The organism is Microbispora bryophytorum (assembly GCF_043197435.1).
GTDB classification, from domain to species: Bacteria; Actinomycetota; Actinomycetes; order Streptosporangiales; family Streptosporangiaceae; genus Microbispora; species Microbispora bryophytorum.
This window is the reverse complement of record NZ_JBICTF010000005.1, coordinates 565016-588362: the sequence shown is the minus strand read 5'-3', so window position 1 is coordinate 588362 and position 23347 is coordinate 565016. Positions and strand designations below refer to the sequence as shown.

At 72.5% G+C, this 23347-nt stretch carries 21 protein-coding genes and 1 riboswitch; of the genes, 8 read left to right on the top strand and 13 right to left on the bottom strand.

From position 1 onward, the window contains the following. Nucleotides 1–4: 4 nt before the first annotated feature. A complete protein-coding gene (locus ACGFIB_RS20165) occupies nucleotides 5–1156 on the bottom strand; it encodes an FAD-dependent monooxygenase (protein WP_393373852.1) in 1152 nt (383 codons plus the stop codon). Then, on the bottom strand, nucleotides 1153–1746 hold the full coding sequence (locus tag ACGFIB_RS20160; protein WP_393373849.1) for a TetR/AcrR family transcriptional regulator: 594 nt from the start codon (nucleotides 1744–1746) through the stop codon (nucleotides 1153–1155). Before ACGFIB_RS20160 ends, ACGFIB_RS20165 begins: the two co-directional genes overlap by 4 nt. 198 nt (nucleotides 1747–1944) lie before the next feature. Between ACGFIB_RS20160 and ACGFIB_RS20155 the strand changes: the two genes are divergently transcribed. Then, on the top strand, nucleotides 1945–2826 hold the full coding sequence (locus tag ACGFIB_RS20155; RefSeq protein WP_357243519.1) for a DMT family transporter: 882 nt from the start codon (nucleotides 1945–1947) through the stop codon (nucleotides 2824–2826). A gap of 200 nt (nucleotides 2827–3026) precedes the next feature. Here ACGFIB_RS20155 and ACGFIB_RS20150 read toward each other — a convergent pair whose 3' ends face one another. Continuing rightward, complete coding sequence (locus ACGFIB_RS20150) at nucleotides 3027–4613, bottom strand: M28 family metallopeptidase (protein WP_393373845.1); 1587 nt, start codon at nucleotides 4611–4613, stop codon at nucleotides 3027–3029. 156 nt (nucleotides 4614–4769) lie between these two features. Next, nucleotides 4770–5612 (bottom strand): D-alanyl-D-alanine carboxypeptidase family protein, encoded by an 843-nt coding sequence (locus tag ACGFIB_RS20145; RefSeq protein ID WP_357259985.1) that lies wholly within the window; start codon nucleotides 5610–5612, stop codon nucleotides 4770–4772. A gap of 302 nt (nucleotides 5613–5914) precedes the next feature. Between ACGFIB_RS20145 and ACGFIB_RS20140 the strand changes: the two genes are divergently transcribed. Together ACGFIB_RS20140 and ACGFIB_RS20135 are read left to right on the top strand one after the other, a co-directional pair. Next, nucleotides 5915–7186: a C39 family peptidase gene (locus ACGFIB_RS20140; RefSeq protein ID WP_393373842.1), complete on the top strand. Its 1272-nt coding sequence runs from the start codon at nucleotides 5915–5917 to the stop codon at nucleotides 7184–7186. 58 nt (nucleotides 7187–7244) lie between these two features. Then, nucleotides 7245–7847, top strand: coding sequence for a TetR/AcrR family transcriptional regulator (locus tag ACGFIB_RS20135; RefSeq protein ID WP_357019896.1), 603 nt, complete (start codon nucleotides 7245–7247; stop codon nucleotides 7845–7847). Here ACGFIB_RS20135 and ACGFIB_RS20130 read toward each other — a convergent pair. The 4 genes from ACGFIB_RS20130 to uppS all read right to left on the bottom strand — a co-directional run bounded on the left by ACGFIB_RS20130 (nucleotide 7833) and on the right by uppS (nucleotide 12584). After that, on the bottom strand, nucleotides 7833–9518 hold the full coding sequence (locus tag ACGFIB_RS20130) for an alpha/beta hydrolase (RefSeq protein WP_357259991.1): 1686 nt from the start codon (nucleotides 9516–9518) through the stop codon (nucleotides 7833–7835). The two genes, ACGFIB_RS20135 and ACGFIB_RS20130, sit on opposite strands and share 15 nt — an antisense overlap. Nucleotides 9519–9636: 118 nt before the next feature. Then, nucleotides 9637–10209 carry a flavin reductase family protein gene (locus ACGFIB_RS20125; RefSeq protein ID WP_142570718.1) on the bottom strand — a complete coding sequence of 191 codons (573 nt, stop codon included), beginning with the start codon at nucleotides 10207–10209 and terminating at the stop codon, nucleotides 9637–9639. 198 nt (nucleotides 10210–10407) lie between these two features. Continuing rightward, nucleotides 10408–11883, bottom strand: coding sequence for an oxygenase MpaB family protein (locus ACGFIB_RS20120; protein WP_393373837.1), 1476 nt, complete (start codon nucleotides 11881–11883; stop codon nucleotides 10408–10410). After that, on the bottom strand, nucleotides 11880–12584 hold the full coding sequence (uppS, locus tag ACGFIB_RS20115; RefSeq protein ID WP_393374136.1) for a polyprenyl diphosphate synthase: 705 nt from the start codon (nucleotides 12582–12584) through the stop codon (nucleotides 11880–11882). Before uppS ends, ACGFIB_RS20120 begins: the two co-directional genes overlap by 4 nt. A gap of 376 nt (nucleotides 12585–12960) precedes the next feature. Continuing rightward, nucleotides 12961–13106, top strand: a riboswitch (cyclic di-AMP (ydaO/yuaA leader). Between the two features lie 12 nt (nucleotides 13107–13118). Between uppS and ACGFIB_RS20110 the strand changes: the two genes are divergently transcribed. Continuing rightward, the gene (locus ACGFIB_RS20110) at nucleotides 13119–13832 is read left to right on the top strand and encodes a glycoside hydrolase family 25 protein (protein WP_357243498.1); all 714 of its coding nucleotides are present in this window, start codon (nucleotides 13119–13121) and stop codon (nucleotides 13830–13832) included. Nucleotides 13833–13845: 13 nt separating this feature from the next. Here the strand turns inward: ACGFIB_RS20110 and secD are convergent, their stop codons facing one another. After that, the gene (secD, locus tag ACGFIB_RS20105) at nucleotides 13846–16104 is read right to left on the bottom strand and encodes a protein translocase subunit SecD (protein WP_393373833.1); all 2259 of its coding nucleotides are present in this window, start codon (nucleotides 16102–16104) and stop codon (nucleotides 13846–13848) included. A gap of 33 nt (nucleotides 16105–16137) precedes the next feature. Beyond that, a complete protein-coding gene (locus ACGFIB_RS20100) occupies nucleotides 16138–16551 on the bottom strand; it encodes a hypothetical protein (RefSeq protein ID WP_393373831.1) in 414 nt (137 codons plus the stop codon). Nucleotides 16552–16786: 235 nt separating this feature from the next. Between ACGFIB_RS20100 and ACGFIB_RS20095 the strand changes: the two genes are divergently transcribed. The 4 genes from ACGFIB_RS20095 to ACGFIB_RS20080 all read left to right on the top strand — a co-directional run bounded on the left by ACGFIB_RS20095 (nucleotide 16787) and on the right by ACGFIB_RS20080 (nucleotide 18939). Then, nucleotides 16787–17158, top strand: a complete 372-nt coding sequence (locus ACGFIB_RS20095; protein ID WP_142570727.1) for a hypothetical protein — start codon at nucleotides 16787–16789, stop codon at nucleotides 17156–17158. A 311-nt stretch (nucleotides 17159–17469) separates the two neighbouring features. After that, entirely contained in the window at nucleotides 17470–17838 is a 369-nt protein-coding gene (locus ACGFIB_RS20090; RefSeq protein ID WP_393373828.1) for a TraR/DksA family transcriptional regulator, read from the top strand. Beyond that, nucleotides 17835–18614, top strand: a complete 780-nt coding sequence (locus ACGFIB_RS20085) for a rod shape-determining protein (RefSeq protein WP_393373826.1) — start codon at nucleotides 17835–17837, stop codon at nucleotides 18612–18614. Before ACGFIB_RS20090 ends, ACGFIB_RS20085 begins: the two co-directional genes overlap by 4 nt. After that, the gene (locus tag ACGFIB_RS20080) at nucleotides 18601–18939 is read left to right on the top strand and encodes a TraR/DksA family transcriptional regulator (protein ID WP_191050232.1); all 339 of its coding nucleotides are present in this window, start codon (nucleotides 18601–18603) and stop codon (nucleotides 18937–18939) included. Before ACGFIB_RS20085 ends, ACGFIB_RS20080 begins: the two co-directional genes overlap by 14 nt. Before the next feature lie 165 nt (nucleotides 18940–19104). On the opposite strand, the gene ACGFIB_RS20075 is transcribed toward ACGFIB_RS20080, so the two are convergent. The 3 genes from ACGFIB_RS20075 to ACGFIB_RS20065 are packed head-to-tail and all read right to left on the bottom strand — an operon-like array spanning nucleotide 19105 to nucleotide 23250. Continuing rightward, a complete protein-coding gene (locus ACGFIB_RS20075; RefSeq protein WP_393373823.1) occupies nucleotides 19105–20904 on the bottom strand; it encodes an ABC transporter ATP-binding protein in 1800 nt (599 codons plus the stop codon). Beyond that, nucleotides 20901–22658 (bottom strand): ABC transporter ATP-binding protein, encoded by a 1758-nt coding sequence (locus ACGFIB_RS20070; RefSeq protein WP_393373821.1) that lies wholly within the window; start codon nucleotides 22656–22658, stop codon nucleotides 20901–20903. Before ACGFIB_RS20070 ends, ACGFIB_RS20075 begins: the two co-directional genes overlap by 4 nt. Nucleotide 22659: 1 nt before the next feature. Next, the gene (locus ACGFIB_RS20065; RefSeq protein WP_393373818.1) at nucleotides 22660–23250 is read right to left on the bottom strand and encodes an NADPH-dependent FMN reductase; all 591 of its coding nucleotides are present in this window, start codon (nucleotides 23248–23250) and stop codon (nucleotides 22660–22662) included. Nucleotides 23251–23347: the final 97 nt, after the last annotated feature.

The following is a 23347-nucleotide window of genomic DNA, read 5'->3' as shown; positions in this document are numbered from 1 at the left end:
TCGGTCAGGTGATGAGGCGGTGGCCGCCGGGGCTGAGGGAGTTCATGAAGAGCCGGTCGGCTCCGGGGAGGGAGGCCAGCCGCAGCAGCCAGTCGCGGGCCGTGATGCGCAGGCGGCTGGACGGCGCCATCCAGGGGAGGAAGCGGCGGCCGAACGACTGGACGTCGCCCACGACCGGTCGCATACGCGCCGCGTACCGGTCGAGGGCGGGGGACAGGTCGCCGGAGGCGGCCGTGCGCAGTTCGCCGGCGAGCACCCACGCCGCGGCCACCGCGAGGGACGCGCCGTGCCCGGCGAACAGGGAGACCGCCTGGCAGGCGTCGCCGAGCAGGACCACACGGCCGCTGCTCCACCGCGGGGCCTCGACCTGTGTCACCTGGTCGTAGTACAGCTCCGGCGGTTGCGGGCACCGGCCGAGCACCTCGGGCAGGATCCAGCCGAGCTGCCCGAAGTGCTCGCGCAGCGAGGCGGCCGGGTCGGCGGGAACGGCGGGGTCGGGCTCGTGGCGCAGGAACAGCAGGGCGAGCCGGTTCCCGCCCACCGCGTAGGCGCCGGCCATCAGATGCGGCACGGTCAGCATCCGATAGCGCGGGCCGACCAGCCGGCTGAGGTCCTCGTCCTCGACCACGTACGCGGCCACGTGGTGGTCGAGATAGCGGATGAAGCGCTCCTCGGGACCCAAGACCAGCTCCCTGACCCGCGAGTGCACGCCGTCGGCGCCGACCAGCAGGTCCGCCTCGTGCCGGGTGCCGTCGGTCAGTTCGACCTCGACGCCCCCGTCGTCGTGCTCGACGGCCGCGACCGTCGTGCCGTACCGCACCGGCGCGCGCACCTGCTCGGCGAGCACGCGGGCGAGGTCGCCCCGCAGCAGGCTGACCACCTCGGCGAATCCCTCCTTGACGGCGAGACGGCTGGTCTGCCGTCCGGAGCCGTCGACGTAACCGATCTCGTGGACGGGGTGGCGGACCTCCTCCAGCCGGGGACGCAGCCCCATCCGCCCGGCCGCCTCCAGCCCCGGGCCGTAGAAATCGATCATGTATCCGCCCTCGCGGAACGCCGGAGCGCGCTCGACCATTTCGACGTCCCAGCCGGCGCGCTCCAGGTGCCAGGCCAGGGCCGTCCCGGCTATCCCGGCGCCGCAGACGATCGCTCTCATGTCCCACTGCCCTCCTCGTGTCCGTCCGTACGCACCATCGCCCGCAGCGGCCCGGCCAGCGCGGTGAGGTCGAGGCCGGGGTCGAGCCCGCGGTGCAGCACCAGGCCGTCCACCGCCGCGACCAGGACCGCCGCGGTGGCCTCGGTGTCGCGTGTGTGGCCGCGGTCACGCAGCCAGGAGGCGATCTGTGTGCGGGAATCGGCGACGATCTCGTGCAGCAGGTCGCGGAGCTCCGGCAGCCGGGCGGCCGCCAGGTACATCTCCACGATCAGCAGGGAGGCGGGGTCGGTTCCCGTGTAGCGGGACAGCTCGCCCAGCAGCCACTCGACGCCGGTCTCGGGGTCGGGCTGCTCCGCCAGCCGCCCGGTCAGCTCATCCAGGATCGCGCGCGCGACCCCGGTCGAGGCCGCGATCAGCAGGTCGGGCAGCGACGCGAAGTGGTAGTGGACGACTCCGGGGGCGACCCCGGCCCGCTCGGCCACCATCCGCGTGCTCACGCCGCCCCAGCCGACCTCGGCGATCAGGGCCGCCGCCGCGCCCAGCAGCCGCTGCCGTGTGGTCCTGCCCCGGTCGGCGGACGCCTCTGCCATCTCCCACGTGCTCCGTTCGGTTCTCGTACGACCGTCTCGGTCGGTCGACTTGGACGATCGACTTGGACGACTGCCCAGAAGCCTAACACCGGACATGAGGTCGCCGTCGCGGGGGATGGGCGAATACAGGGGGAGACCCCGCCGCCGAGGGGAGGGACCGGTCATGTTGCCGAGGGCTCCGGCGGGCGGGGCGCCGCCGTGATCGTCACGGTGGTTCTCGGTCTCGCGGCGGCGGCCTTCCTCGGCCTCGGCTGGGTCGCGCAGCAGCACGTCGCGTACACCGAACCGCTGGGCGAGATGCTGCACGTGCGCCTGCTGTTCGACCTGGCGCGCAAGCCGGTCTGGCTGGCGGGGATCGTCGCCATGATCGGCGGGCAGGTCCTCGGGGCGCTGGCCCTGCGGCGTGCCGACGTGGCGTCCGTGGAGCCGCTCCTGGCGACCAACCTCATCTTCGCCCTCGCCGCCGCGGCCCTGTTCTACAAGGAGCGCCTGGGAGCGGCGGAGTGGCTGGGCGCGGTGCTGGTCAGCGGCGGCGTGGCCGCCTTCCTCGTGGCCGGCCGCCCCCAGGGCGGCGGGGTGCCGGCGCCGGGCTCCGCGGTGTGGATCGCCGTGCTGGCCGTGGTGGGAGTGGCCGCGGGCGTGGTCGCCGTGGCGCTTCGGATGCCCCTGCAGCCCAAGGCGATGCTGCTCGCCGCGGCCGCGGGGGCGTTGTACGGCCTCCAGGACGCGCTGACCCGCGGGTCCCTGCTGATCCTGGCATGGGGACCGGTGGCGCTGTTCACCTCGTGGGAGCCCTACCTGCTCCCCGTGATCGCGGCGACCGGCATCCTGCTCAACCAGAGCGCCTTCGACGCCGCGCCGCTGCGGATCTCGCTGCCCGCCACCACCGCGACCGAGCCGATCGTCGGGATCGTCCTGGGAGTCGTGATCTTCGGCGAGCGCCTGCGCGTCGATCCGCCGGCTCTCGCGGGGGAGGTCGGCGGCCTGGTGGCGCTTGTGGCGGGGATTGTCATCCTCGGCCGCTCGCCGTTCCTGGCCAAGTCGGAGCAGGTGCAGCAGGCCCCTCGCGACCGCACCTGAACCGGGGGCGGGCTACTCGGTCGACCTCGGCACGTCGGGCCGCACCGGCCGGGCCGTGGTCCACACGATGCGGCGACGTGAACTTCATGGGGTGACGACCCGGTGAGGGGCCCCGCCTAACGTCGGCCGGCGGGGCCCGCGTGTACGGCTACCGGGTACGGCTACCGCATACGGCTACCGCGCACGGATCGGCGCGGGGATCACTGGGCGGGCGCGGCGTGCCCCCGGCTCCGGTGAGCAGCGGCGGACCCGGTGGTGAATCCGGTGGTGGCCGCGGCGGTGCGCGCGGCGGCCGCGGTGGGGCGGTTGTCCGGACCGGGCAGGTCCCGGCTGAACGCGTACACGGCCGCGGCGGTGGCGATCGCGCCGGTGTTCAGCGCGAGGGCCTTGTCGCTGATGTTGGCGGTGGTGTCGCAGGCCTGGTGGTAGCAGGGGTCGTACGCCTGGCCCGCGGTGCCGCCGAACATCGTCTGCTCCTCGGGCGTCTTGACGCCCTCGGCACCGGTGAACGTCCCGCCGGACGGAATGCCGGCCGCGATGAACGGCCCGTAGTCCGACCGTCCGTCGAAGTCGGTGCCGTTGTGGCGCTGACGGAGCGTGTCGAAGTACTTCTCGAAGAGCTTCTCGATCTCGCCGGATCCCTCGGGACCGGGGCCGGCGCCGGTGGCGTCGGAGTCGTCGCCGTCGTAGATCTTCAGGGCGTAGTTCGGGGAGGCGACCATGTCGAAGTTCAGGTACACCTTGATCTTGGCCAGGTCGGCGGGGGACAGGCTCGCGACGTAGTGCTCGGCGCCGAGCAGGCCCAGCTCCTCCGCGCTCCAGAAGGAGAAGCGCAGCTTGTTCCTGGTCGGGATCTTGCCCAACGCGGTGGCGACCTCCAGGATCGCGGCGCTGCCGGAGCCGTTGTCGTTGATGCCGGGCCCCGCCAGCACGCTGTCGAGGTGCGCCCCGAGCTGCACCACCTTGTTCGAGTCGCCCCACCGCGAGTCGGCGACGACGTTGTGGGTCTTACGGATCTCGCTCGTGGTGTCGGTCTTCACCCGTACGGACGTGCCGGCGGCGGCCAGTTCCTCGCCGACCGCGAAGCTCACGCCCACGGCGGGGATGTGCACGGTGGGCTCTCCCAGCGTGCCCTGCAGGGTCTCGGTGCGCCCGGGCTGGCCCTCGTTCATGATGATCACCGCGGACGCGCCCGCGGCCTGCGCGTTCTCGGCCTTCACCTGGAAGTTGCAGGTGCCGCGCTGCACCAGTGCGACGGCGCCGGCCGGGAAGCCGGCGAAGTCGGCGGCCTCGCAGCCGGAGGTCGACGTGTTGGCCGTGGGGCCGGGAGGCAGCACGAGGTCGACGTTCCGGACGGCTCCGGTGACGTCTCCCGATCCGGAGTAGGTCATCGTGGCGAAGTCGCCGACACTGCTGCCGTCCGGCGGGGTGGGCGCGTACGTCTTGGCGGAGGGCGCGGTCCGCTGCAGGGCCGCGGTGGAGTTCTCCTTGAAGAACGGGAAGTCGAACTCCTGCAGGGCCACCGTGTAGCCGGCCTTCTTCAGCACTCCGGCGACGTAGTCGCGGGAGGCCGCGTAACCGGGAGTGCCGGCGGCGCGGGTGCCGCCGTTGGCGTTCGCGATGTCCTGCAGCTTGCGCAGATGCTTCTTCACCGCCGACGCGACCACCGTCTGCGCGATGCGGGCGGGGTCGGGATCGGCGTTCGCCGGTGCGGCCGGCAGGAGGGGAAGCACGAGGGCGGACGCCGCGGTGGCGACGGCGGCCCGCATGCCGAGCGAGGCGCGCATTGGGCTCTCCTTTGGGTCCAATGACGGTCCGAACGGTCCAGTGGTCTGCTCCCGATGGACACTGATCGGGAACCTAACCGGGTTTGACTGATTCGGAAAGGACCTGTTTTCTGGCCCGCCGGGGTATTGCGCGGGCCCGCCTCGCCGCGCGCTGGCTCAGCGGTCGCTCGCCCAGTCGAGCAGCGTCTCGGCGGTGTCCCAGCGGCGGTTGGCGACGTTCTCGCCGAGGATGATCCCGATCAGCCGGTGGCCGCCCCGGTCGGCCGCGAACGCCAGGCAGAACCCGGCGGCGTTCGTCGAGCCGGTCTTCACGCCGATCGCGCCCGGCAGGCCGAGCATGTGGTTGGTGTTGTACCAGTCGTACCGGCCGTCCTCCGTCGAGTGCTCGCTGGTCGACGTGATCTTCTTGAAGACCGGGTTCCGCAGCGCGATCTCCGCGAGCCTGGCCTGGTCGCGGGCGGTGGAGTAACCGTCGCCGTGGGAGGTCGGGAGCCCGTCGGCGTTGACGTAGAGGGTGTCGTTCAGTCCGAGTTGGCGTGCGGTGGCGTTCATCTTGTCCACGAAACCGGGCACGCCGGGGCCGTACACGCGGGCCAGGGCGTGCGCAGCGTCCGCGCCCGAGGGCAGCAGCAGCGCGTACAGCAGCTCGTGGACCGGCAGGGTGTCGCCGGGCTCGAGGTCGGCCGTCGTGCCGTCGTTGTCCTCGGCGTACTCGACGTCCTCCCGCTTGATCGTGACCTCGTCGTCGAGGTTCGCGTCCCGCAGGACGATGTAGGCGGTCATCATCTTGGTCAGGCTGGCGACCGGCATGCGCTTGCCGGCCTGCTTGTCCAGCAGGTCCTTCCCCGTCGTGGCGTCCCACAGATAGACGGCCCGCCCATGCACCTGCGGCGGTGCGTACGCGAGCGTGGAAACGTGCCGAGCCGGGCCGGGTGCGGCCAGGGCGGCAGGCGCGAGAACCGGCGACGCCACCCCCGTGACCAGGGCAAAAGCGACCATGGAGACACCAAGAGAAAGTTTCCGAGCGGACATGCGAATCAGCGTGCCATGACTATTCGGGCATTTCGGATGAAACATCGCAAAATATCGGCAAAGTGCCGACACTCATGTGACATATGAGGTTTGGTGTGGCTTCTCGGGTAATTCGCCGCCGCTTCGTGGCGGATCCGCCGCCCGCCGTCGCCGGTGGTGACCGCGGTGCTCCCAGCGCACCATCGTCAGCGGATACGTATTCCTGCCGATGTGCCGGACGGGCGCCGGTCTCTACCGTCGAGGGCGCCGACGAGACCCCGAGGTGAGCCATGCGCGTGCTGACCGCGTTCCTGTCCGCCCTTCTGATGACCTCCTCACTCACCGTCACCTCCACGGCCGCCGAGGCCGTGGCCAAGCCCCCGCCGCCGCCCGCGACGTCCGCCGTCGACGTCGTCTACCAGCGGGCCCACTTCGGGCCCGGCCTGCGGGAGGGCGTGAAGCCGGGCAACACCCTGTCCTTCGCCGTCCCCGTGGGCACGATCTCCTACAGCGACGCACTCGGCACCAAGACCTGGGAGTACGCCCGGTGGACCGGCACCGAGCGTCCCATCGGGTTCGCCGCCACCGAGCTGGTGGCCTCCTGGAACGCCGACGTGCCCGCCGGTAGCTGGCTGCAGGTCGAGATGCGCGGCCGCCACTCCGCCGGGCAGACGAAGTGGTACGTACTCGGCCGCTGGGCGTACGGCGACGAGGACATCCGCCGCACGTCGCTGTCCGGGCAGCGGGACGCCGACGGCACCGTCTCGGTCGACACGTTCGTGGCCGCGGCGGGCAAGGCGATCACCTCCTACCAGTTGCGCGTCACGCTGTACCGCACGCCGGGCTCGGCCGTGCAGCCGGTCGTGCGCGAACTCGGCGCGATGGCCTCCGCCGTGCCCGACCGGGCGAGCGTCCCGGTCAGCCCCGGCGGCATCGCCTGGGGCGTCGAGCTGCCCGTGCCCCGCCGGTCGCAGAACGTCCACGAGGGCCACTACCCCGAGTGGGACGGCGGGGGAGAGGCGTGGTGCAGCCCGACCTCGACCACCATGGTCCTCGGCTACTGGGGCAAGTGGCCCGGCAAGCAGGACACCTCCTGGGTGGATCCCTCCGATCCCAACCCCGAGGTCGACTACGCCGCCCGGTACACCTACGACTACGCGTACGAGGGAGCGGGCAACTGGCCGTTCAACACGGCCTACGCGGGACGGTACGGACTGGAGGGATTCGTCACCCGGCTCCGCTCGCTGACCGAGATGGAGCGGCTGATCCGGGCCGGCATTCCGGTCGTCACCTCGCAGTCGTTCAAGGCCGAGGAACTGCCCGGCGCGGGATACGGCACCAACGGTCACCTCATGGTCATCATCGGCTTCACCGCCGACGGTGACGTGATCGCCAACGACCCCGCGTCGCCGGACAACGACGCGGTGCGCCACGTCTACCCGCGGGCCGCCTTCGAGAACGTCTGGCTGCGCAGCACCGGCAGCGGCGGGATCGTGTACGTCATCCACCCGAAGAACCGCCCCCTGCCGCCCACCACGCCGGGGCTGCCGGCCAACTGGTGACGGTCACGCCGGGCCCGGCGGTGTTGGACCCGGGCCCGGCCCTCCTATAGTCAGTCAGGTGACTGACTCGACGAGTGTCCGGGTGAGGGCCGCGAGCGCCAAGCGGCAGCGGCTCATGGCCGCCGCCGCTGAGGTGGTGCACCAGCAGGGCGCGGAACGGACCACCATCGCCGACATCGCCCGCGCCGCCGACGTGCCGGTCGGCAACGTGTACTACTACTTCAAGACCAAGGACGAGCTCGTCGCCGCCGCGCTGGCCGAGCACGCCCGCCACCTGCGGGATCTCACCGAACGGCTGGAGCGCCTGCCGGACCCCCGGGAGCGGCTCAAGGGCCTGGTGGAGACGTGGGTCGGCGGGCGCGATCTTGCGGCCCGGTACGGCTGCCCGACCGGCACACTCGCCGCCGAGCTGGACAAACGCGACGAGGGCGGCCTGGACGCGGAGGCGGGCCGGGTGATCCGGCTGCTGCTCGACTGGGTGGAGCGCCAGTTCCGCGAGCTCGGCCTGCCCGAGCCCGACGGTCTCGCGCTGACCCTGGTGGGCGCCTACCAGGGCATGTCGCTGCTGGCCAACGCCCTGCGCGACCCCGAGATCATGACGCGCGAGGGGGCCCGGCTGATCGGGTGGCTCGACTCACTGGGTGGCTCATCGGGCGCCTGACCCTGCCACGCGCTTCGCGAGCAGGGTGGTCAGCGCCGCGGTCCGCCCGTCGTCCCACCCGTCCGGCGGCGCGATCCGCGCCCATGCGGCGATCACCTCGCCGTCGTAGTCGTGCCCGTGCCCCGGGGGCGCGTCGAGGGAGAACACCAGATCGGCGGTGATCTGCCAGAACGTCACGAACGGATACCACCGCATCCAGGGCAGCACGTCGGCGCCGCGCCGCTCCTCCAGCCAGTCGGGCCGGGTGAGGACGAGGCGGGGCGTCCACCACACGATCGGGTCGGAGGGGTGCTGGAGGTAGACGACCCGCGGGGCGTTCCACGGTGACGCGGGGAGATTCAGGTCCGAGGGGTGGTTGGCGAACCGCACGGTCTCGCCGTCCCGGTAGACGGGCAGCGCCTCCCTGCTGCCGGGATCGCGGCCGTCGACGAGCCGCCGCCACAGCGCGCTGCTGTCCGGCGGCCCGACGAACAGCGCGCCGTCGGTGCGCTCGCGTAGGTCCCGGTCGCCGCCGAACGCCGACTCCGCGCCAAACGCCCCCAGGCTCTCCCCGAAGACCAGCAGCTTGGGCCGGTGACCGGCGGGCAGCTTCGACCAGCGGGCGTACACCTGGTCGAACAGCTCGCGCCCGGCCGTCATGGCCCGCTCGCGGTCCACCAGGAACGACAGCCAGCTCGGCAGGTAGGAGTACTGCATGGAGACCAGCGCGGTGTCGCCGCCGTACATGAACTCCAGGGCGGCGGCCGCCTGCGGGTCCACCCAGCCGGTGCCGGTCGTCGTGATCACGCAGAGCACCCTGCGGCCGAACGCACCGGTCCGCTCCAGTTCCCGTACGGCCAGAGCGGCCCTTTCGCGGGTGGTCTCGGCGGAGTCGAGCCCCGCGTAGACCCGGATCGGGGCGACGGCGGGCCGCCCGCTGAAGCGGCTCAGCTCGCCCACCGCCGGCGCGTCCGCGACGAAGGCGCGGCCCTCAAGCCCGAGGGACGCCCAGGAGACGAGCGAGGAGGGGCTGCCCGACAGCGTGGCGGCCACCGGCGGGGTGACGCCGGGGGCGGTCTCGGTGTTGATCGCGGCGAAGCTGTGGTCGGCCCCCTTGAGCAGGGCCTCGGCGAGGATCCCGTCGGTCAGGAAGACGGCCAGCACGCCCACCCCGAGCCCCGCGGCGAACTGCGCGGCCGTGGCGGGAAACCACCGCCCGAGGAGGCGGCCGAGCGCCCGCGCCGCGATCCGCAACGCCCGGGCGGCGGCCAGCAGGGCGAGGAACAGGGCCGCCGCGATCAGCGGGACGCCGAGGTAGTTGAGCCGCTCCGGCGGGTCCAGTCCCATCAGCACGTAGATGTCCTGCTGCGCGCGCACGCCCAGGACCAGCGAGGCGGCGCCGAGACCGCAGCCGAACGTCGCGACCAGGCGCCGGACCCGCCGCCGTCCCGTGCGGTTCCACGCCGCGCGCCACCTCGCCGGGAGTCGTGCCGCGGCCGGGCGCAGGAGCGCGCCGGCGAACACTCCCACCAGGTATCCGGTGGCGGTGAGCACGCCCGCGATGATCCCCTGCAGCGTCCAGGGCCGGGGCAGCAACGACGGCGTGAGGGACAGGGAGAAGAAGGCGGCGGCGAGGACGATCCCGGCCGTGTCCAGCGGAGGATTGAGACGCAGCCGCTGTCTTTCCCCCATCTGATCCCCGATCCACGAACCGTCCGCCGGCCTCTGGGGCAGGCAGGCTATCAAGGTCACGAACGGGTCACGAACGGGGTGTGGGCACGTCCCGGTCACACGCAGAGGAGGCGGGTGCTCAGCCCCAGTGGTCGCCCCATCCCCACAGGTTGGGGCCGAGGGCGGCGGCCTGGTCGTCCTGCTCCACGCCGAACCGGCCGCGGAAGAACAGCATCGGGCGCTGCTCGGTGTCGACGGTTTCGAGCTCGCACACGTGACCGATGATCACGTCGTGGTCCCCCGCGACGTGCACGTCGCGCACCTCGCCGTGCACGCGCAGCAGCACCTGCCGCAACGCCGGAGTTCCCCACCGCGACAGGTCCCAGTCGAGTCCCGCGAACTTGGCGCCCTTGCTGGAGCCGAACCGGCCACACAGATCGACCTGGTCCTCGCCGAGCACGTTCACGCAGAAGCGGCCCGACTTCCGGATCCGCGGCCAGGCGTGGCCCTTGTGGTCGGCGCAGAACAGGATCAGCGGCGGTTCGAGGGATACCGATGCGAAGGACTGGCAGGCGAAGCCCACCGGTTCGCCGTCGTCGAGGCCCGTGACCACGGTCACGCCGGTCGCGAACATGCCCAGCGCACGCCGGAACTCGGCCGGTGCCGGCGGCGCCACCTCGGTGAACTCGGGGTCGGCGTGTGCAGCGGTCATGGACTCACCTCGCGTGCGTGTCGGTGCCTCACGTAACGAACTTACAAACCCCTCGTGAGCGGATCGCACGGGATCCCGGTCGACGGAAGCCTCTCGCTCATCGGGATGATCGTCGTGTTCGCGGCGTCTGTCCAGTTGGCGTCACGGAAGAGCCGCCGCTGCTTTCGCACGGCGTGGGCGCACCAGGAGGCGATGCCGTCAGGACTGGGCGAACATCTGGTCGTAGACGCCGGAGTGCCGACGGCCCGCCATGAAGCCCAGGAACCGGCGGACGAACTCGCCCCGCGTCAACTGCTCGCCTCCGCCGCCCGGGTCGTGGTCGAACGCCGTGCGGAAGAGAGCCCGGTACTCCCGCGCGTCGATGACCTGGTCGTCGTCGGTGTCGGTGACGTCGAACAGGACTTCGGCGATCCTGATGAGGGCGGAGCCGGCCATGGCGGCGGCGGCCGCGGCGTACTCGTGGCCGGTGATGCGTCCGTCGCCGTCGGTGTCGAGCTCTTTCTGCAGCTCGCGCCACCAGTCGGCGAAGGCGGCGAACAGGCGGTCCTCGTCCTGGACGTCGAGATCGAGGCGGGTGGCGATCTCCCGGGCCATCGCGGCGAGGTCGGGCCAGTCGAGGTGGCCGTCGCCGGTCTGGTCCAGGACCTCGGAGAAGAACCGTGCGGCGGAGCGCGTCGCCGCGTCGCCGGCGGTCGGCGTCTCCGGATCGGGCGTGAGGAGGCGCAGGAGCGCCCCCGCTTTCGACACACCACGGCGTAGCCCGTCCAGCGCGCGCAGCCCTTCCGGCGCGGGTGCCCCGGCCGGGACGTCGCCGGTGCGCTGCGGGGCGTACGCCGGGTCGAGCATGGTCATGACCGTGTCGAGCCGCGTCCACGCCTCCGGCAGCACCCGGGTCGCGAGCCGGGTGGACAGGTAGGCGGCGTGCATCAGCGTGCGCGTGCCCGGCACCTCGGCGAGCCCCAGGCGCGCGCGGAGCGGCTCGGGCAGCGACGCCACGACGATCGCGGTGGCGGCGGGACCAGCGAGCGCCCTGCCCGCCGCCCACACCGCAGGCCGGTCGCGGAGCAGCGGGGGAGCGGGCACCTGCGCGAACAGGCGGTCGAGGATGACGTGGACCGCTTCGGTGTTCTCCAGTCGCTCCTCGACGACGGACGCGTAGTAGCGCCAGAACTCCCGCAGCGTGGGTGGAAGCTTGCCGCCGTAGGGGTCCATCAGGGCGAGGAACGACTGGAACTCGGCGTACAGCCGGTCCAAGGTGGGGCCGTCGAGGGACTCGCCGCTCAACCGGCACATCGTGACCGTGGACTCGAACAGCGTCGCCACCACCCAGGCGCGCGCCTCGGAATCCGCGGCGTTGAACGGGCGGCCCTCGGCGTCGGTCCCGGTGATGCGCGCGTGCAGGCGGTTGAGCCGGGCCGCCTCCCGCTGCCGCACCCGCGCGTCGGGGTCGACCATTCGCTGTGCGCTGAGCACGGTGTTGCGCAGCCGGCGCCACGGGTGCGCGACGAAGGTCGAGTTGGTGATCAGTGCGGCGCCGATCTGCGGGTGCGCGGCCTCCAAGACGATGGCCCGGGTCGCCACCAGCCCCCAGCGCGTCTGCCGGGTCAACTGGTGGAGCATCGATCCCGGGCCGAGCGGATCGGCGTCTGTTCCGGCCGCTGTGGCGTCGCTCATTGACATCCCTTTCCTGTGGTGGCCGGTGCCTGTGCGGCGCCGAACCGGCGGTCGCGCCGTCGGTAGACCTCCAGGCATTCCCAGAAGTGCCCGGCCCGGAAGTCCGGCCACAGCACCCGGGGGAAGACCCATTCGGCGTACGCCACCTGCCAGAGCATGAAGTTGGAGATCCGCTGCTCTCCGGAGGTGCGGATGACCAGGTCCACCTCCGGCATGTCGGGGTGGGGCAGACGGCGGGCGAAACTCTCCTCGGTGACCAGCTCGGCCGGCACCCCGTCGCGGATCAGCGACCGGGCGGCCTCGACGATGTCGCGGCGGCCGCCGTGGTCGAAGGCCACCGTCAACGTCATCCGGCGGTTGTCGCGGGTCAGCGTCATCAAATCGGCGATGTCCCGGGCCAGCGCGGGCGGGATCCGCGGGTCGGCGACCCCGAGGAATCGGCAGCGGATCCCGCGTGTGTGCAGTGACAGGGCGTGTTTGCGGACGGCCCGGCGCACCAGTCGCAGCAGGACGTCGACCTCGGCGGCCGGGCGCCGCCAGTTCTCGGTGGAGAAGGCGTACAGGCTCAACCACTCGACGCCGGCCGTGTGGGCCGCCTCGATGACGTCGATCACGGCGACCTCCGCCGCCCGATGCCCCTCGGTGCGGGGCAGCGACCGCTGTGCGGCCCACCGGCCGTTCCCGTCCATGACGCACGCCACGTGACGAGGGATGTCTCTCACCCTGCCGTGAGAGCTACTACGCGGACGGTGAGGACACGACGGAAGACTCCCATTGACACCCTTTCCGAGACCGTTGCGGGGTCTCCCGGGACCCCTCGGCGACGACCATTTCACGGTGCGTTAGAGAGTGACTACTTACCGTTGGTAGTCACAGTCCTTACTTCGGAGGCTTTGGTCCCGTACGACCGCCCCGGCTGGCGGGGTGGCCCGCGGCGGCATCGGCCCAGGTAAAGACGTGTTTTGTCCTATTTACACCTTTCTGGGGATGTGTGTACCTTTAGGCCACACGGCATGGGTACCCGGCCACACTTCAGCGCCATATCCGTTGCCGTGTCGTTGCCCGGACCGCGCGGTGATCGCGCGGCCGCCGAATCCGCGTCATGTGGAGCCGGGGACCCACTCTCTTCGGGGTGAATCGGCGCGCAGGCCCCCAGATGCGCCCGTAGGGCACTTCCTGCCCGAACCCGTCAGCTAACCCGGTAGGCGGCATGGAAGCAAGGAGTCAACCCCGTCATGTGCACCCATCGGCTCTCCCCCGGGAGCCGGCCCTCCCGCCGGCGCCTGCGCTCCGCCCTCGCGGCGGCGACCCTCGCCATCTCGGCCGCCGTCACGGCGGGCGTCGCCCTGCCCGCCCCGGCCTACGCGAACCCGCACACGTACGGCCAGGACGTCTCCGGCTACGAGGCCGACCACGACTGGATGAACAGCCGCGCGCAGTTCGGCTTCATCAAGGCCACGGAGGGGACCGACTGGGTCGACTCGTCCTTCCCCCGGCACTGGCAGGAGCTGGCCAAGAAGGGCATCGTCCGCGGCGCCTACCACTACGGCCATCCCTCCGACGACCCCATCGCCGACGCCAACCACTTCCTCAAGGTGGTGAACTCGCAGCCGAGCAAGCCCGGCGACATCATGGTCCTCGACCTGGAGGACACCGACGGCGAGTCCGTCGAGCACGTCAACAAGTGGGCCAAGACCTGGCTGGAGTACGTGACGGCCAAGACCGGCGCCAGGCCGATGTTCTACAGCGGGTGGAACTTCGCCAACAAGTACGGCCGCGGCCTCGGCCAGTACCCCCTGTGGGTGGCCCACTACAGCAAGGCCCCGGGTGACATCACGCCGCCCGCCGACTGGAAGTCCTGGGCGATCCACCAGTACACCGACTCGCCCATCGACCAGAACGTCTCCACGCTGACGCCGGCCCAGCTGCGCGCCCTCGGCCGGCCGTAGCCGTACGGGCCGGTCAGACCACCGCGCCGGAACCGTCGCGCCGCGCGGGCCTGGCACGCGGGACCGCGGGAACCGGCGGCGGCTGGGTGGTGCGCTTCTCCAACGCGATCGCCGCCGGTCCGGCCACGAACGACGACGACAGCGTCCCCACGATGATGCCGATCAGCAGGGCGACGGCGAAGTCGCGCAGCGAGTCGCCGCCGAACACCGCCAGCGCCGCCAGGATGAACAGCGCACCGAGCCCGGTGTTGACCGTGCGCGGCACGGTCTGCAGGATCGCGGTGTTCACCACCCGGACGAACGGCTCCCCGCGCCGCACCGGCCACAGCTCGCGCACCCGGTCGAAGAGCACGACCTTGTCGTTGACCGAATAGCCGATGATGGTGAGCATCGCGGCCAGGAACACCCCGTCGATCGGCTTGCCCATCCAGGCGAACGCTCCGACGACGACGGCCGCGTCCACGAACAGCGCCGCCACGGCCGCCGCGCCGAACGTCCACCGGAACCGGAACGCCAGGTAGGCGAGCTGCGCCGCGAGCGCGACGGCGAGCGCGATGAGCGCGTTGCGGCGCAGCTCCTCTCCGAGGCTCGGCCCGATGAGCTCGTCGCGCTGCTTGGCGACCTCGCCCACACTCCGGTCCAGCGCCTCCTCCATGCGGACCACGTCGTCGGCGCTGATCTGCCCGGTGCGGACCGAGATCGCGTCGTCCGACTGCTGCACGACGGCCGAGGGGAACCCGGCGTCCGCGACCGCCTGCCTGGCCGCCGCGACGTCGACGGGTTTGCTCGTGCCGAACTCCACGATCCGGCCGCCGGTGAACTCGACGCCGTAGTTCAGGCCGCGGGTGACCAGCCCCGCCCCCGCCAGCACGAGCAGCCCGGCCGCGACGGCGAGCCACAGCCGCCTGCCGCGCATCAGGTCCGGGTCGCGCCGGGTCAGCCAGGTCCTGACCCGGCCGATCGAGCCGATCCCGGACGCCCGGGGGCCGATCCTGTCGATGAGGGCCGCGGTGAGCACCCGGGTGATCAGCATCGCCGAGACCAGCGAGGCGAGCACGCCGATGGCCAGCGTCACGCCGAAGCCCTTCACCGGCCCGGAGGCGAGCCAGAACAGCAGCCCCGCGGCGAGCAGGGTGGTGATGTTGGAGTCGGCGATCGCGCTCCAGGCGTTCTTGAAGCCCCGGTCGAGGGCCGCCTTGAGGCCCCGGCGGGGCGCCGCGCCGTACTCCTCCCTGGCCCGTTCGAAGACCAGCACGTTGGCGTCCACCGCCATGCCGATCGCCAGGACGAACCCGGCCAGGCCGGGCAGTGTGAGCGTGGCCCCCATGGCCACGAGCCCGGCGTACGAGATCAGGCCGTAGCAGGCGAGCGCGACCGCGGCCAGCACGCCCACCAGCCGGTAGACGACGCCGATGAACACCGCGGTCAGGATCACCCCGACGAGGCCGGCCTTGGCGCTCGCGGCGATGGCGTCGGCGCCAAGGGTCGGGCCGACCGTGCGCTGCTCGACCAGTTCCAGCGGCACCGGAAGCGAGCCGCCCTTGATCAGCACCGCGAGGTTCTGCGCCTCCTGCGGGGTGAACGACCCGGTGATCTGCGTGGTGCCGCCGGAGATTCCCACCTCGCAGGCGATCGACTCGTCCACCTGCGGCGAGGAGATGATCTCCTTGTCGAGGACGATGGCGACGCGGCGCTTGTGGTCGCCGGGCGGCGCGCAGGCCGCCTTCCCGGTCAGCTCCCGCCAGGGGCCGGGTTCCTTGAAGTCGATCGTGACGAACCAGCCGGGCCCCGCCTGGGGGTCGCTGCGCGCGGCGGCGTCGGTGACGCCGGCCCCGCTGAGGGCGACCGGGCCGAGCTTCAGCTTCTGGCCGCTCTCGTCGGGGACCGCGTCCTCGCCGCCGTCCGCACCGCCGTCCTCGGCGGGACCGAGCACCGGATGGAAGTTGAGCTGGGCGGTCTTGCCGATGACCGCGGAGGCCTCGCGCGGGTCGAGCACGCCGGGCAGTTCGACGATGATCCGCCTTTCGCCGGAGCGGACCAGGGTGGGATCGACGACTCCGAGGGCGTCCGCCCGGCGCCGGAGCACGTCGAGGGCACGGTCGGTGGCGTCGGCGTCCGCCTTGACCGTGGGGGAGTCCTTCGTCTCGAAGACGAGCTGGGTGCCGCCGCGCAGGTCGAGGCCGAGGCGCGGGGCCATGGTGAGGGCGAGCAGAAGTGAGGTCGCGATGACGGCGAGCGCCGCCACCGCACGCCACATGGGCGCACGGGACATGAAGCCTCCACAGGCGTACGAGTGGGAAAGGTCTCAGTACGCGGTGGAGGGAGGAGCGCGGGCCGTGGCGGGCCGGCGCGGGAACTGGGCGGGCGGGCCGTCATGGTGCGGCCCGGCCCGGGTGACCCGGGTGCCGCCGCGCGGCGCCGCCGGGTTGGGCAGCACGACCGGGCCGCCGGACGCGCCGGCGCCGCCCGCGCCCGCCTGGACCCGAGGTGGGTCGCCCAGGGCCGGCCGCGTCGCGTGCGCGGGAGTGCGGGCTGCCGGGCGGCCCGCGGCGAGCTGGGAGCCCTGGTGGTGGCGAGGGCCGGCGTCGACGTGGGCGCTGTGGACGCCGGCGGCGCGATACGGCGTCTGCGTCGCGGACGCGGACGCCGGCACGCCGCCGGAGGTCAGGAGGATCGCGTGCAGCAGGAGCAGCAGCGCGGCGGTCAGCCTGCGTCGCACGGGTTCCCTCCCTCCCACGAACCGGTCTTGCGGCCACCGTAGCGAGTTCCGTGCGCGGGTGCCGCGTGCCGTACCCGCGACAGGGGGAACGGAAAACGCGCCCAGGCGGACGGGAGCGTGTCCGGAATGCGGGTACGCACTACGAATGGCGGAAATCGGGCAGGGACCGATTGGGAGAAACGGGCAACGGAAAACGCGGATGACCGTTTCGCGAAGGTGGGTTATGGTCGGTCTCATGGCGACCTCACGACGTGGCACGTGCGGGTCCACCGCCTTCACGTTGGTGGTGGGCCTGCTGATGCTCGCCCTCGCGCTGGTCGCCTCCACGCCCGCCTGGTATGGCGGGGACCCCGCCCAGCGCATGCCCCAGGCCGCCGCCGAGGTGTGGACGCCGGGGGCGTGGACGCCGCAGTCGGCGACGCTGCCCACGGGCGCCGCCGGTCCCGAGCATCTGCCGTTCCCGTCCCGGCCGCACAATGTGGCGGCCGCGCCGGCGGCTCCCGTCTCCGCGCCGGCGCAGGCCCGGCACCACGAGGACATCGTCCTCAGCCCGCAACAGACCGGGCATCGCACCGCCGGCTCGCGCAGCCCGCCACAGTCCCTGTGACCCGAGCCCGCTCGGAGCGCGCCGGAACCGCGGCACCGTCCCGGTCCTCGTCCGCGCGCGCCTGACCCGTCCCCGGCCACGCCGGCCCGGCGCGTCGCACTTCGCCATACCGCCCAGCCGCCCAGCCGTCCGGCGGCGCGACCACGCGTCGTGCCCCGGCGGTCGTGGCGCGCCCCGGGCCGCCCTCCGAGCGTTTCGGCCACCAGCACATGCGGGCCCGCCCGCGTACCCGTCTCGCGCACCGGCATCGGTGCGTCGATGGCGCGCGTGCTCGCGCGCCGCCTCATCCCTCACCTGGAGTGATGCCGCTTATGGCAGAGATCAGGTCGCCGCGCCTCCTCATGGAGGAGTGCCGGCGGTACACGACGCAGCTGTCCGAGCTGCGCATGCTGCTCGAAGAGCGGCTCCACGCCGCCCAGGCCGAGCTGGCCCGGCCGCGGGACCCGTACGACCACTGCGAGGTGGCGCCGTCCGCCGCCCGCACCCGCCCGTCCGCCGCGCGCGTACGGCAGGCGCGTCTCGACGTCGCCGCGATCGAGGCGGCGCTGGAGCGGATGGATCGGGGCCTCTACGGCACCTGCACCCGATGCGAGGTGTTCCTGCCGCTCGACCGGCTCCGGCTCGCGCCGCACGTGCAGCAGTGCGCCTCCTGCGCCGGCGAGACCCGGTTGACGGCATGACGGCCCTGGCCCTCGACCTCGGCACCGCGCGGATCCGGCTGCTGCTGTCCGGCAGCACGACGATCAGGGAGCGGCCGTCGGCGTGCGGCGATCCGGAGGCGCGCCGGTGGCCGGTGCGGCACGGCATGGTCGCCGACATGCCGGGATGCGCCCGGCTGGTCCGCACGGCGCTGAGCGACGCAGTGACCGAGCGGCACCCGCCGCTGGAGCGCGTACTGCTCGGCGTGCCCGTCGCGGCCTCGCGACTGGACCGGCGGGCCGCGTACGCGGCGGTCAGCAGCGCCGCCCGCTGCCGGGTGGCGATCGTCGAGGAGCCGCTGGCCGCGGCGGTCGGCTGCGGTGTGGACATCGCCGACCCGAGGCCCCGGCTCCTGCTGGACGCGGGAGCGGGGATCGCCGAGGCCGTCGTCATCCGCGCCGGAGAGATCGCCGACGCGGGCGACGTGCAGGTCGCCGGGCAGGTCGCCGGGCAGGTCGGCGCCGGCTGCCCGCCGTACGCGCGGGAACGCGTCGTGGCGATGGTCGCCGACCTGATCGCGCGTGTTCCCGCCGCCCTGCGGGCGACCGTCCGGCAGCAGGGCCTGCTGATCACGGGCGGCGGCGCCCGCGACCCGGAGCTGGCCCGCAAGCTCTGCGCGGAGCTGCGGATCACCGTCAGCCCCGTGGCCGATCCCGCCAACGCGACCGTCAGAGGGCTGGCCTGCCTGCTTGGCACCTCTGGCTCTTCTGGCACCTCTGCCATCGGACGAAAGGACATCGACGATGACCACCAGTGACGAGTTCACCGCCATCAGCGAGCCGCAGAGGCAGGCGATGCGCGCCGACCTGGAGGAGCAGCTCCACCGGCGTGAGGTGCAGCTGCGTGACCTGCGGGCCGCCGTCGACGGCGGCAACGACGACACCGCCAGGCTCGCGCTGCTCGCCGACGTCGCCGCCACCGAGCGGGCGGTGGCCGAGCTGTGCAAGGCGCTGGAGCGGATCGAGGAGGGAAACTACGGCCGCTGCGCCGACTGCACCGCGGTCATTCCGTTCGGCCGGCTGAAGATCCGGCCCATGGCCCGTTACTGCATCGCCTGCCAGCGGCGCCACGAGGCCCGCTGACGCCCGGTGCCGCCCGCTCCGCCGCCAATAGAGCGGAGCGGGCGGCACCGAACTGCTTAAGACGCTGGCGCCGTTGCCGAAGGACCACCTGCGGCCCGGCTGCACGAGCTCGTCGAGCAGTCGGTGGAGCGTCTGGTCTCGGCGGCCGTGTGACGGACCGCGGTGTCAGCTCGCCGGCAATGACGCCGCGGGCTGGGCCCCGGTGACTTGAGCCCCGGTGAGTTGAGAGCGGTACAGCCGGGCGTAGGCGCCTCCCGCCGCCAGCAACCGGTCGTGCGTGCCCTGCTCGACGATCCGCCCCTCGTCCATCACGAGGATCACGTCGGCGTTCCTGACGGTCGACAGCCGGTGCGCGATGACGAACCCGGTGCGCCCGGCCCGCAGCGAGGTCATGGCCCGCTGCACCAGCACCTCGGTGCGGGTGTCGAGCGCGCTGGTGGCCTCGTCGAGCACCAGGATCGGGGGATCGGCCAGGAACGCGCGGGCGATGGTGACGAGCTGGCGCTCGCCCGCGCTCAGCCCCTCGCCGTCGTCGTCGACCACCGTGTCGTACCCGTCGGGCAGCGTGCGCACGAGGTGGTCGACGCCGGTGGCCCTGGCCACCTCGACGATCCGCTCACGCGGCACGTCGCCGGCGCCGTACGCGATGTTGTCGGCGATCGTGCCGTGCCGCAGCCAGGTGTCCTGCAGCACCATGCCGATCCTGGCGCGCAGCTCCTGCCTGGGCACCCGGGCGATGTCCACCCCGTCGACCGTGATCCGCCCGCCCGTGACGTCGTAGAAGCGCATGAGCAGGTTGATCAGCGTGGTCTTGCCCGCGCCCGTCGGGCCGACGATCGCGACGGTCTGCCCCGGCTCCGCGACCAGGGACAGGTCCTCGATGAGGGGACGATCCGGTGCATACCGGAACGAGACGGTCTCGAACGTCACCCGTCCCGTGGCCGTGGCCGGAAGGTGGACGGGGTCGGCGACGGGCTCCTCCTCGTCCTCGTCGAGCAGCTCGAAGATCCGGCCGGCCGAGGCGAGCACCGACTGCAGGAGGGTGGACATCGACGCGACCTGGTTGACCGGCTGCCCGAACTGCAGGCAGTACTGGATGAACGCCTGCACGTCGCCGATCGACAGCGCGCCGACCGCCACCCGCAGGCCGCCGATCACCGCGACGAGCACGTAGTTGAGGTTCATGACGAGCGACATCGACGGGCCGATCAGGCTCGACAGCAGTTGCGCCCGGAACCCGGCGCGGAACACCGCGTCGTTGCGCTCGCCGAACTCCCGTACGGCCTGGCGCCGCCGGCCGAAGACCCTGACCAGGGCGTGCCCGGTGTAGGTCTCCTCGATGTGGGCGTTGAGCCGGCCCGTGGCGGCGAACTGCTCGGCGAACCTCGGCTGGGCCCGCCTGCCGACCACCCTGGCCGCCACGACGGACAGCGGCACCATGACGACCGAGATCAGGGCGAGCAGTGGCGAGGTCCACACCATCATCGCCAGCACGCCGACCAGCATGAGCAGCGCGGTGACCGCCACGGTGAGCACTTGCTGCAGCGTCTGGCCGACGTTGTCGACGTCGTTGGTGACGCGGGAGAGCACGTCGCCCCGCTGCCGCCCGTCGAAGTAGGCCAGCGGCAGCCGTGCGAGCTTGGCCTGGGTCCGCTCCCGCAGCCGGAAGACCAGCCGCTGCGCGATGGTCGCGGTCGCCCGCTGCTGGGCGAAGGAGAGGAGGAACGCGGCCAGATAGCAGGCGAGGGCGCCCAGCAGGACCCGGCCGGTCGCGGTGAAGTCCACCCGGTGGTGCCCGGACACGGCCGACAGCACCAGGTCGGTGGCCGCGCCGAGCAGCCGGGGGACCGCGACGGTCAGGGCCACGGCCGCTGCCGCGCAGGCCAGGGCGGCCACGGCGAGCGGGAGTTCGGGGCGGGCCGTCTCCAGCAGACGCCGTACGGCGCCTCGGTTCCGGGCTGTCATGCGGCCACCTCCTGGCCTGTCTGGGAGAAGACGATCTCGCGGTAGGCGGGGCACGAGGCCATCAGCTCCTCGTGGGTTCCCGACCCGGCGACGCGGCCCTCGTCGAGCACCACCAGCCGGTCGGCGTGCCGGGTCGAGGAGATCCGCTGGGCGACCAGGACGACGGCGACGTCGCGGGTCTCCCGCGCCAGCGCGTCGGTGAGCGCCCGCTCGGTGACCGGGTCGAGCGCGGAGAACGGGTCGTCGAGCAGCAGCACCCGGGGGCGGGCGACCAGGGCCCGCGCCACCGTCAGGCGCTGCCGCTGGCCGCCGGACAGCGACGCGCCCCCCTGCCCGAGCGGCGTGTCCAGGCCCTCCGGCAGCGCCTCCACGAAGTCGCGCGCCTGCGCGACGTCCAGCGCGTGCCACAGCTCGGCGTCCGTCGCCTCGGGCCTGCCATACCTGAGGTTGCCGCCGATGGTGCCGGAGAACAGGTACGGCCGCTGCGGCACCAGCCCCACGACGCCGGCCGGCTCCTCCGGGGGCAGCGACGCGAGGTCCGTCCCGTCGAGGAGCACCCGCCCGCCGGTCGGATCGAGCAGCCGGGCCACGAGGTTGAGCAGGGTCGTCTTGCCCGAGGCGGTGGAGCCGACGACGGCGACGGTCTCGCCGGGGCGGACGAGGAGGTTCACGCCCCGCAGCACCGGTTCCTCGGCCCCCGGATAGCGCAGGTGCGCGTCGCGGACCTCGACCTCTCCCTTCCATGTCCGGCCCTTCCACATCCGGCCCTGCCACATCCGGTCGGCGCCGGTCGGCGGCGCGTCCGGTTCCGTCCCGGTCTCCAGCACCTCGCGCACCCGCAGGGCGCAGACCCGGGCGCGCGGCGCGGCCAGGACGGTGAAGGTCGCGAGCAGGGCCGACCCCAGGATCACGGCCAGGTAGTTGAGGAACGCCACCAGCGAGCCCACCTGGGTGACGCCGTCGTCCACGAGGCGCCCGCCGTACCAGACCACCGCAACGCCGCACAGGTTGCCGATCAGCATCCCGGCGGGATACATCACCGCCGCCAGCCGCGCGGCGCGGACGGCGAAGCCCAGCAGCGCGCCGTTGACCTCGGCGAACCTGGCGCGTTCGCGGTCCTCGGCGGCGAACGCCCGGACGACCCGGACCCCGGCGATCTGCTCGCGCACCAGCCGGTTGACCTGGTCGACGCCGCGCTGCGTCGCCTGCGACAGCGGGGTGAGCCGGTGCAGGATCACCCACAGGACGGCCGACAGCGCGGGCAGCGCGACCAGCAGCAGCGTGGACAGGCGCAGGTCCTGCCGCAGCGCCATGACCACCCCGCCGAGGAAGATCATGGGTGTGGCGGCCAGGCCGGTCAGCCCCATGAAGACCAGCGTCTGCACCTGCTGCACGTCGCCGACCGTGCGGGTGATCAGGGACGGCACCCCGAAGCGGCCCACCTCGCGGGACGAGAACGACTGGACCTTCGCGTAGACGGCCGCGCGCAGCTCGTGAGCGACGGCGGCGGCGGTCCTGGCGGCGAGGACTCCCACCACGGCCGAGCACAGGACCTGTGCCAGCGTCCCGGCCACCATGACGCCGCCCAGACGCAGGATCAGCCCGGTGTCGCCGCGCAGCACGCCGTCGTCGATGAGCGCGGCGTTGACCGTGGGCAGCAGGAGGGCGGCGAGCGCCTGCGCGATCTGGAGTACGGCGATCAGGGAGACGGCGCCGCGACGGGAACGCAGACTGGAGCGGAGCAGGGAGCCCATCTCAGCCCCCGTACGGACGCGCCGCCCGCGCGTCGCGCAGGGCCCGGCCGAACCAGACGAGCTCGTCGAGCATGACCTTGGCGGCGCCCTCCGGGCCCGCCGCGTCCTTCGGCCAGTTCCCCTCCGCGTCGAACAGCGTCCAGGGGCTCTGGAAGGCGACGGAGTCGCGGATCGTCACCGCGTGCAGCTCCGCGAAGACCAGCCGGAGCTGCTCGACGGCCCGCAGGCCGCTGGACATACCGCCGTAGCAGACGAACCCCACGGGCTTGGCCGCCCACTCCCGGTGGTAGCTGTCGATCATCAGTTTGAGCGCGGCGGGGAAGCTGCGGTTGTATTCCGGGGTCACGACGACGAAGGCGTCCGCCGCCTCCACGCGGGGCCGCAGCCCGGTCACCTCCTGCGGCCTCTCGCCGCCGAAGTGCCCGCGCAGCCCGTCGGGGAGCCGGGTCTCGGCCAGGTCGATCACGTCGAGCACGACGTCGTCGCGCCGCTCCGCCTGACCGGCGAACCAGTTCGCGACGAGGGGCGCCACCCTTCCGTCCCGGACGCTACCGATGATCATCGCCACATTGAGCCGGTCTTCTCCGGACATGCTTCCTCCACGAGATGAGTACGTCGTACGCAACGCGTACAACGTACGCGCGGATGTGTACGGCGTACAAGTGGGAGTACGATGTACACACCGAACC

Coding starts and splice junctions, on each gene's coding strand:
- ACGFIB_RS20110 (WP_357243498.1), top strand. CDS start 13,119: ATGTGCACCCATCGGCTCTCCCCCGGGAGCCGGCCCTCCCGCCGGCGC.
- ACGFIB_RS20065 (WP_393373818.1), bottom strand. CDS start 23,250: ATGTCCGGAGAAGACCGGCTCAATGTGGCGATGATCATCGGTAGCGTC.
- ACGFIB_RS20075 (WP_393373823.1), bottom strand. CDS start 20,904: ATGACAGCCCGGAACCGAGGCGCCGTACGGCGTCTGCTGGAGACGGCC.
- ACGFIB_RS20160 (WP_393373849.1), bottom strand. CDS start 1,746: ATGGCAGAGGCGTCCGCCGACCGGGGCAGGACCACACGGCAGCGGCTG.
- ACGFIB_RS20130 (WP_357259991.1), bottom strand. CDS start 9,518: ATGGGGGAAAGACAGCGGCTGCGTCTCAATCCTCCGCTGGACACGGCC.
- ACGFIB_RS20165 (WP_393373852.1), bottom strand. CDS start 1,156: ATGAGAGCGATCGTCTGCGGCGCCGGGATAGCCGGGACGGCCCTGGCC.
- ACGFIB_RS20095 (WP_142570727.1), top strand. CDS start 16,787: ATGGCGACCTCACGACGTGGCACGTGCGGGTCCACCGCCTTCACGTTG.
- ACGFIB_RS20125 (WP_142570718.1), bottom strand. CDS start 10,209: ATGACCGCTGCACACGCCGACCCCGAGTTCACCGAGGTGGCGCCGCCG.
- ACGFIB_RS20120 (WP_393373837.1), bottom strand. CDS start 11,883: ATGAGCGACGCCACAGCGGCCGGAACAGACGCCGATCCGCTCGGCCCG.
- secD (WP_393373833.1), bottom strand. CDS start 16,104: ATGTCCCGTGCGCCCATGTGGCGTGCGGTGGCGGCGCTCGCCGTCATC.
- ACGFIB_RS20090 (WP_393373828.1), top strand. CDS start 17,470: ATGGCAGAGATCAGGTCGCCGCGCCTCCTCATGGAGGAGTGCCGGCGG.
- ACGFIB_RS20085 (WP_393373826.1), top strand. CDS start 17,835: ATGACGGCCCTGGCCCTCGACCTCGGCACCGCGCGGATCCGGCTGCTG.
- ACGFIB_RS20150 (WP_393373845.1), bottom strand. CDS start 4,613: ATGCGCGCCTCGCTCGGCATGCGGGCCGCCGTCGCCACCGCGGCGTCC.
- ACGFIB_RS20140 (WP_393373842.1), top strand. CDS start 5,915: ATGCGCGTGCTGACCGCGTTCCTGTCCGCCCTTCTGATGACCTCCTCA.
- ACGFIB_RS20080 (WP_191050232.1), top strand. CDS start 18,601: ATGACCACCAGTGACGAGTTCACCGCCATCAGCGAGCCGCAGAGGCAG.
- ACGFIB_RS20145 (WP_357259985.1), bottom strand. CDS start 5,612: ATGGTCGCTTTTGCCCTGGTCACGGGGGTGGCGTCGCCGGTTCTCGCG.
- ACGFIB_RS20070 (WP_393373821.1), bottom strand. CDS start 22,658: ATGGGCTCCCTGCTCCGCTCCAGTCTGCGTTCCCGTCGCGGCGCCGTC.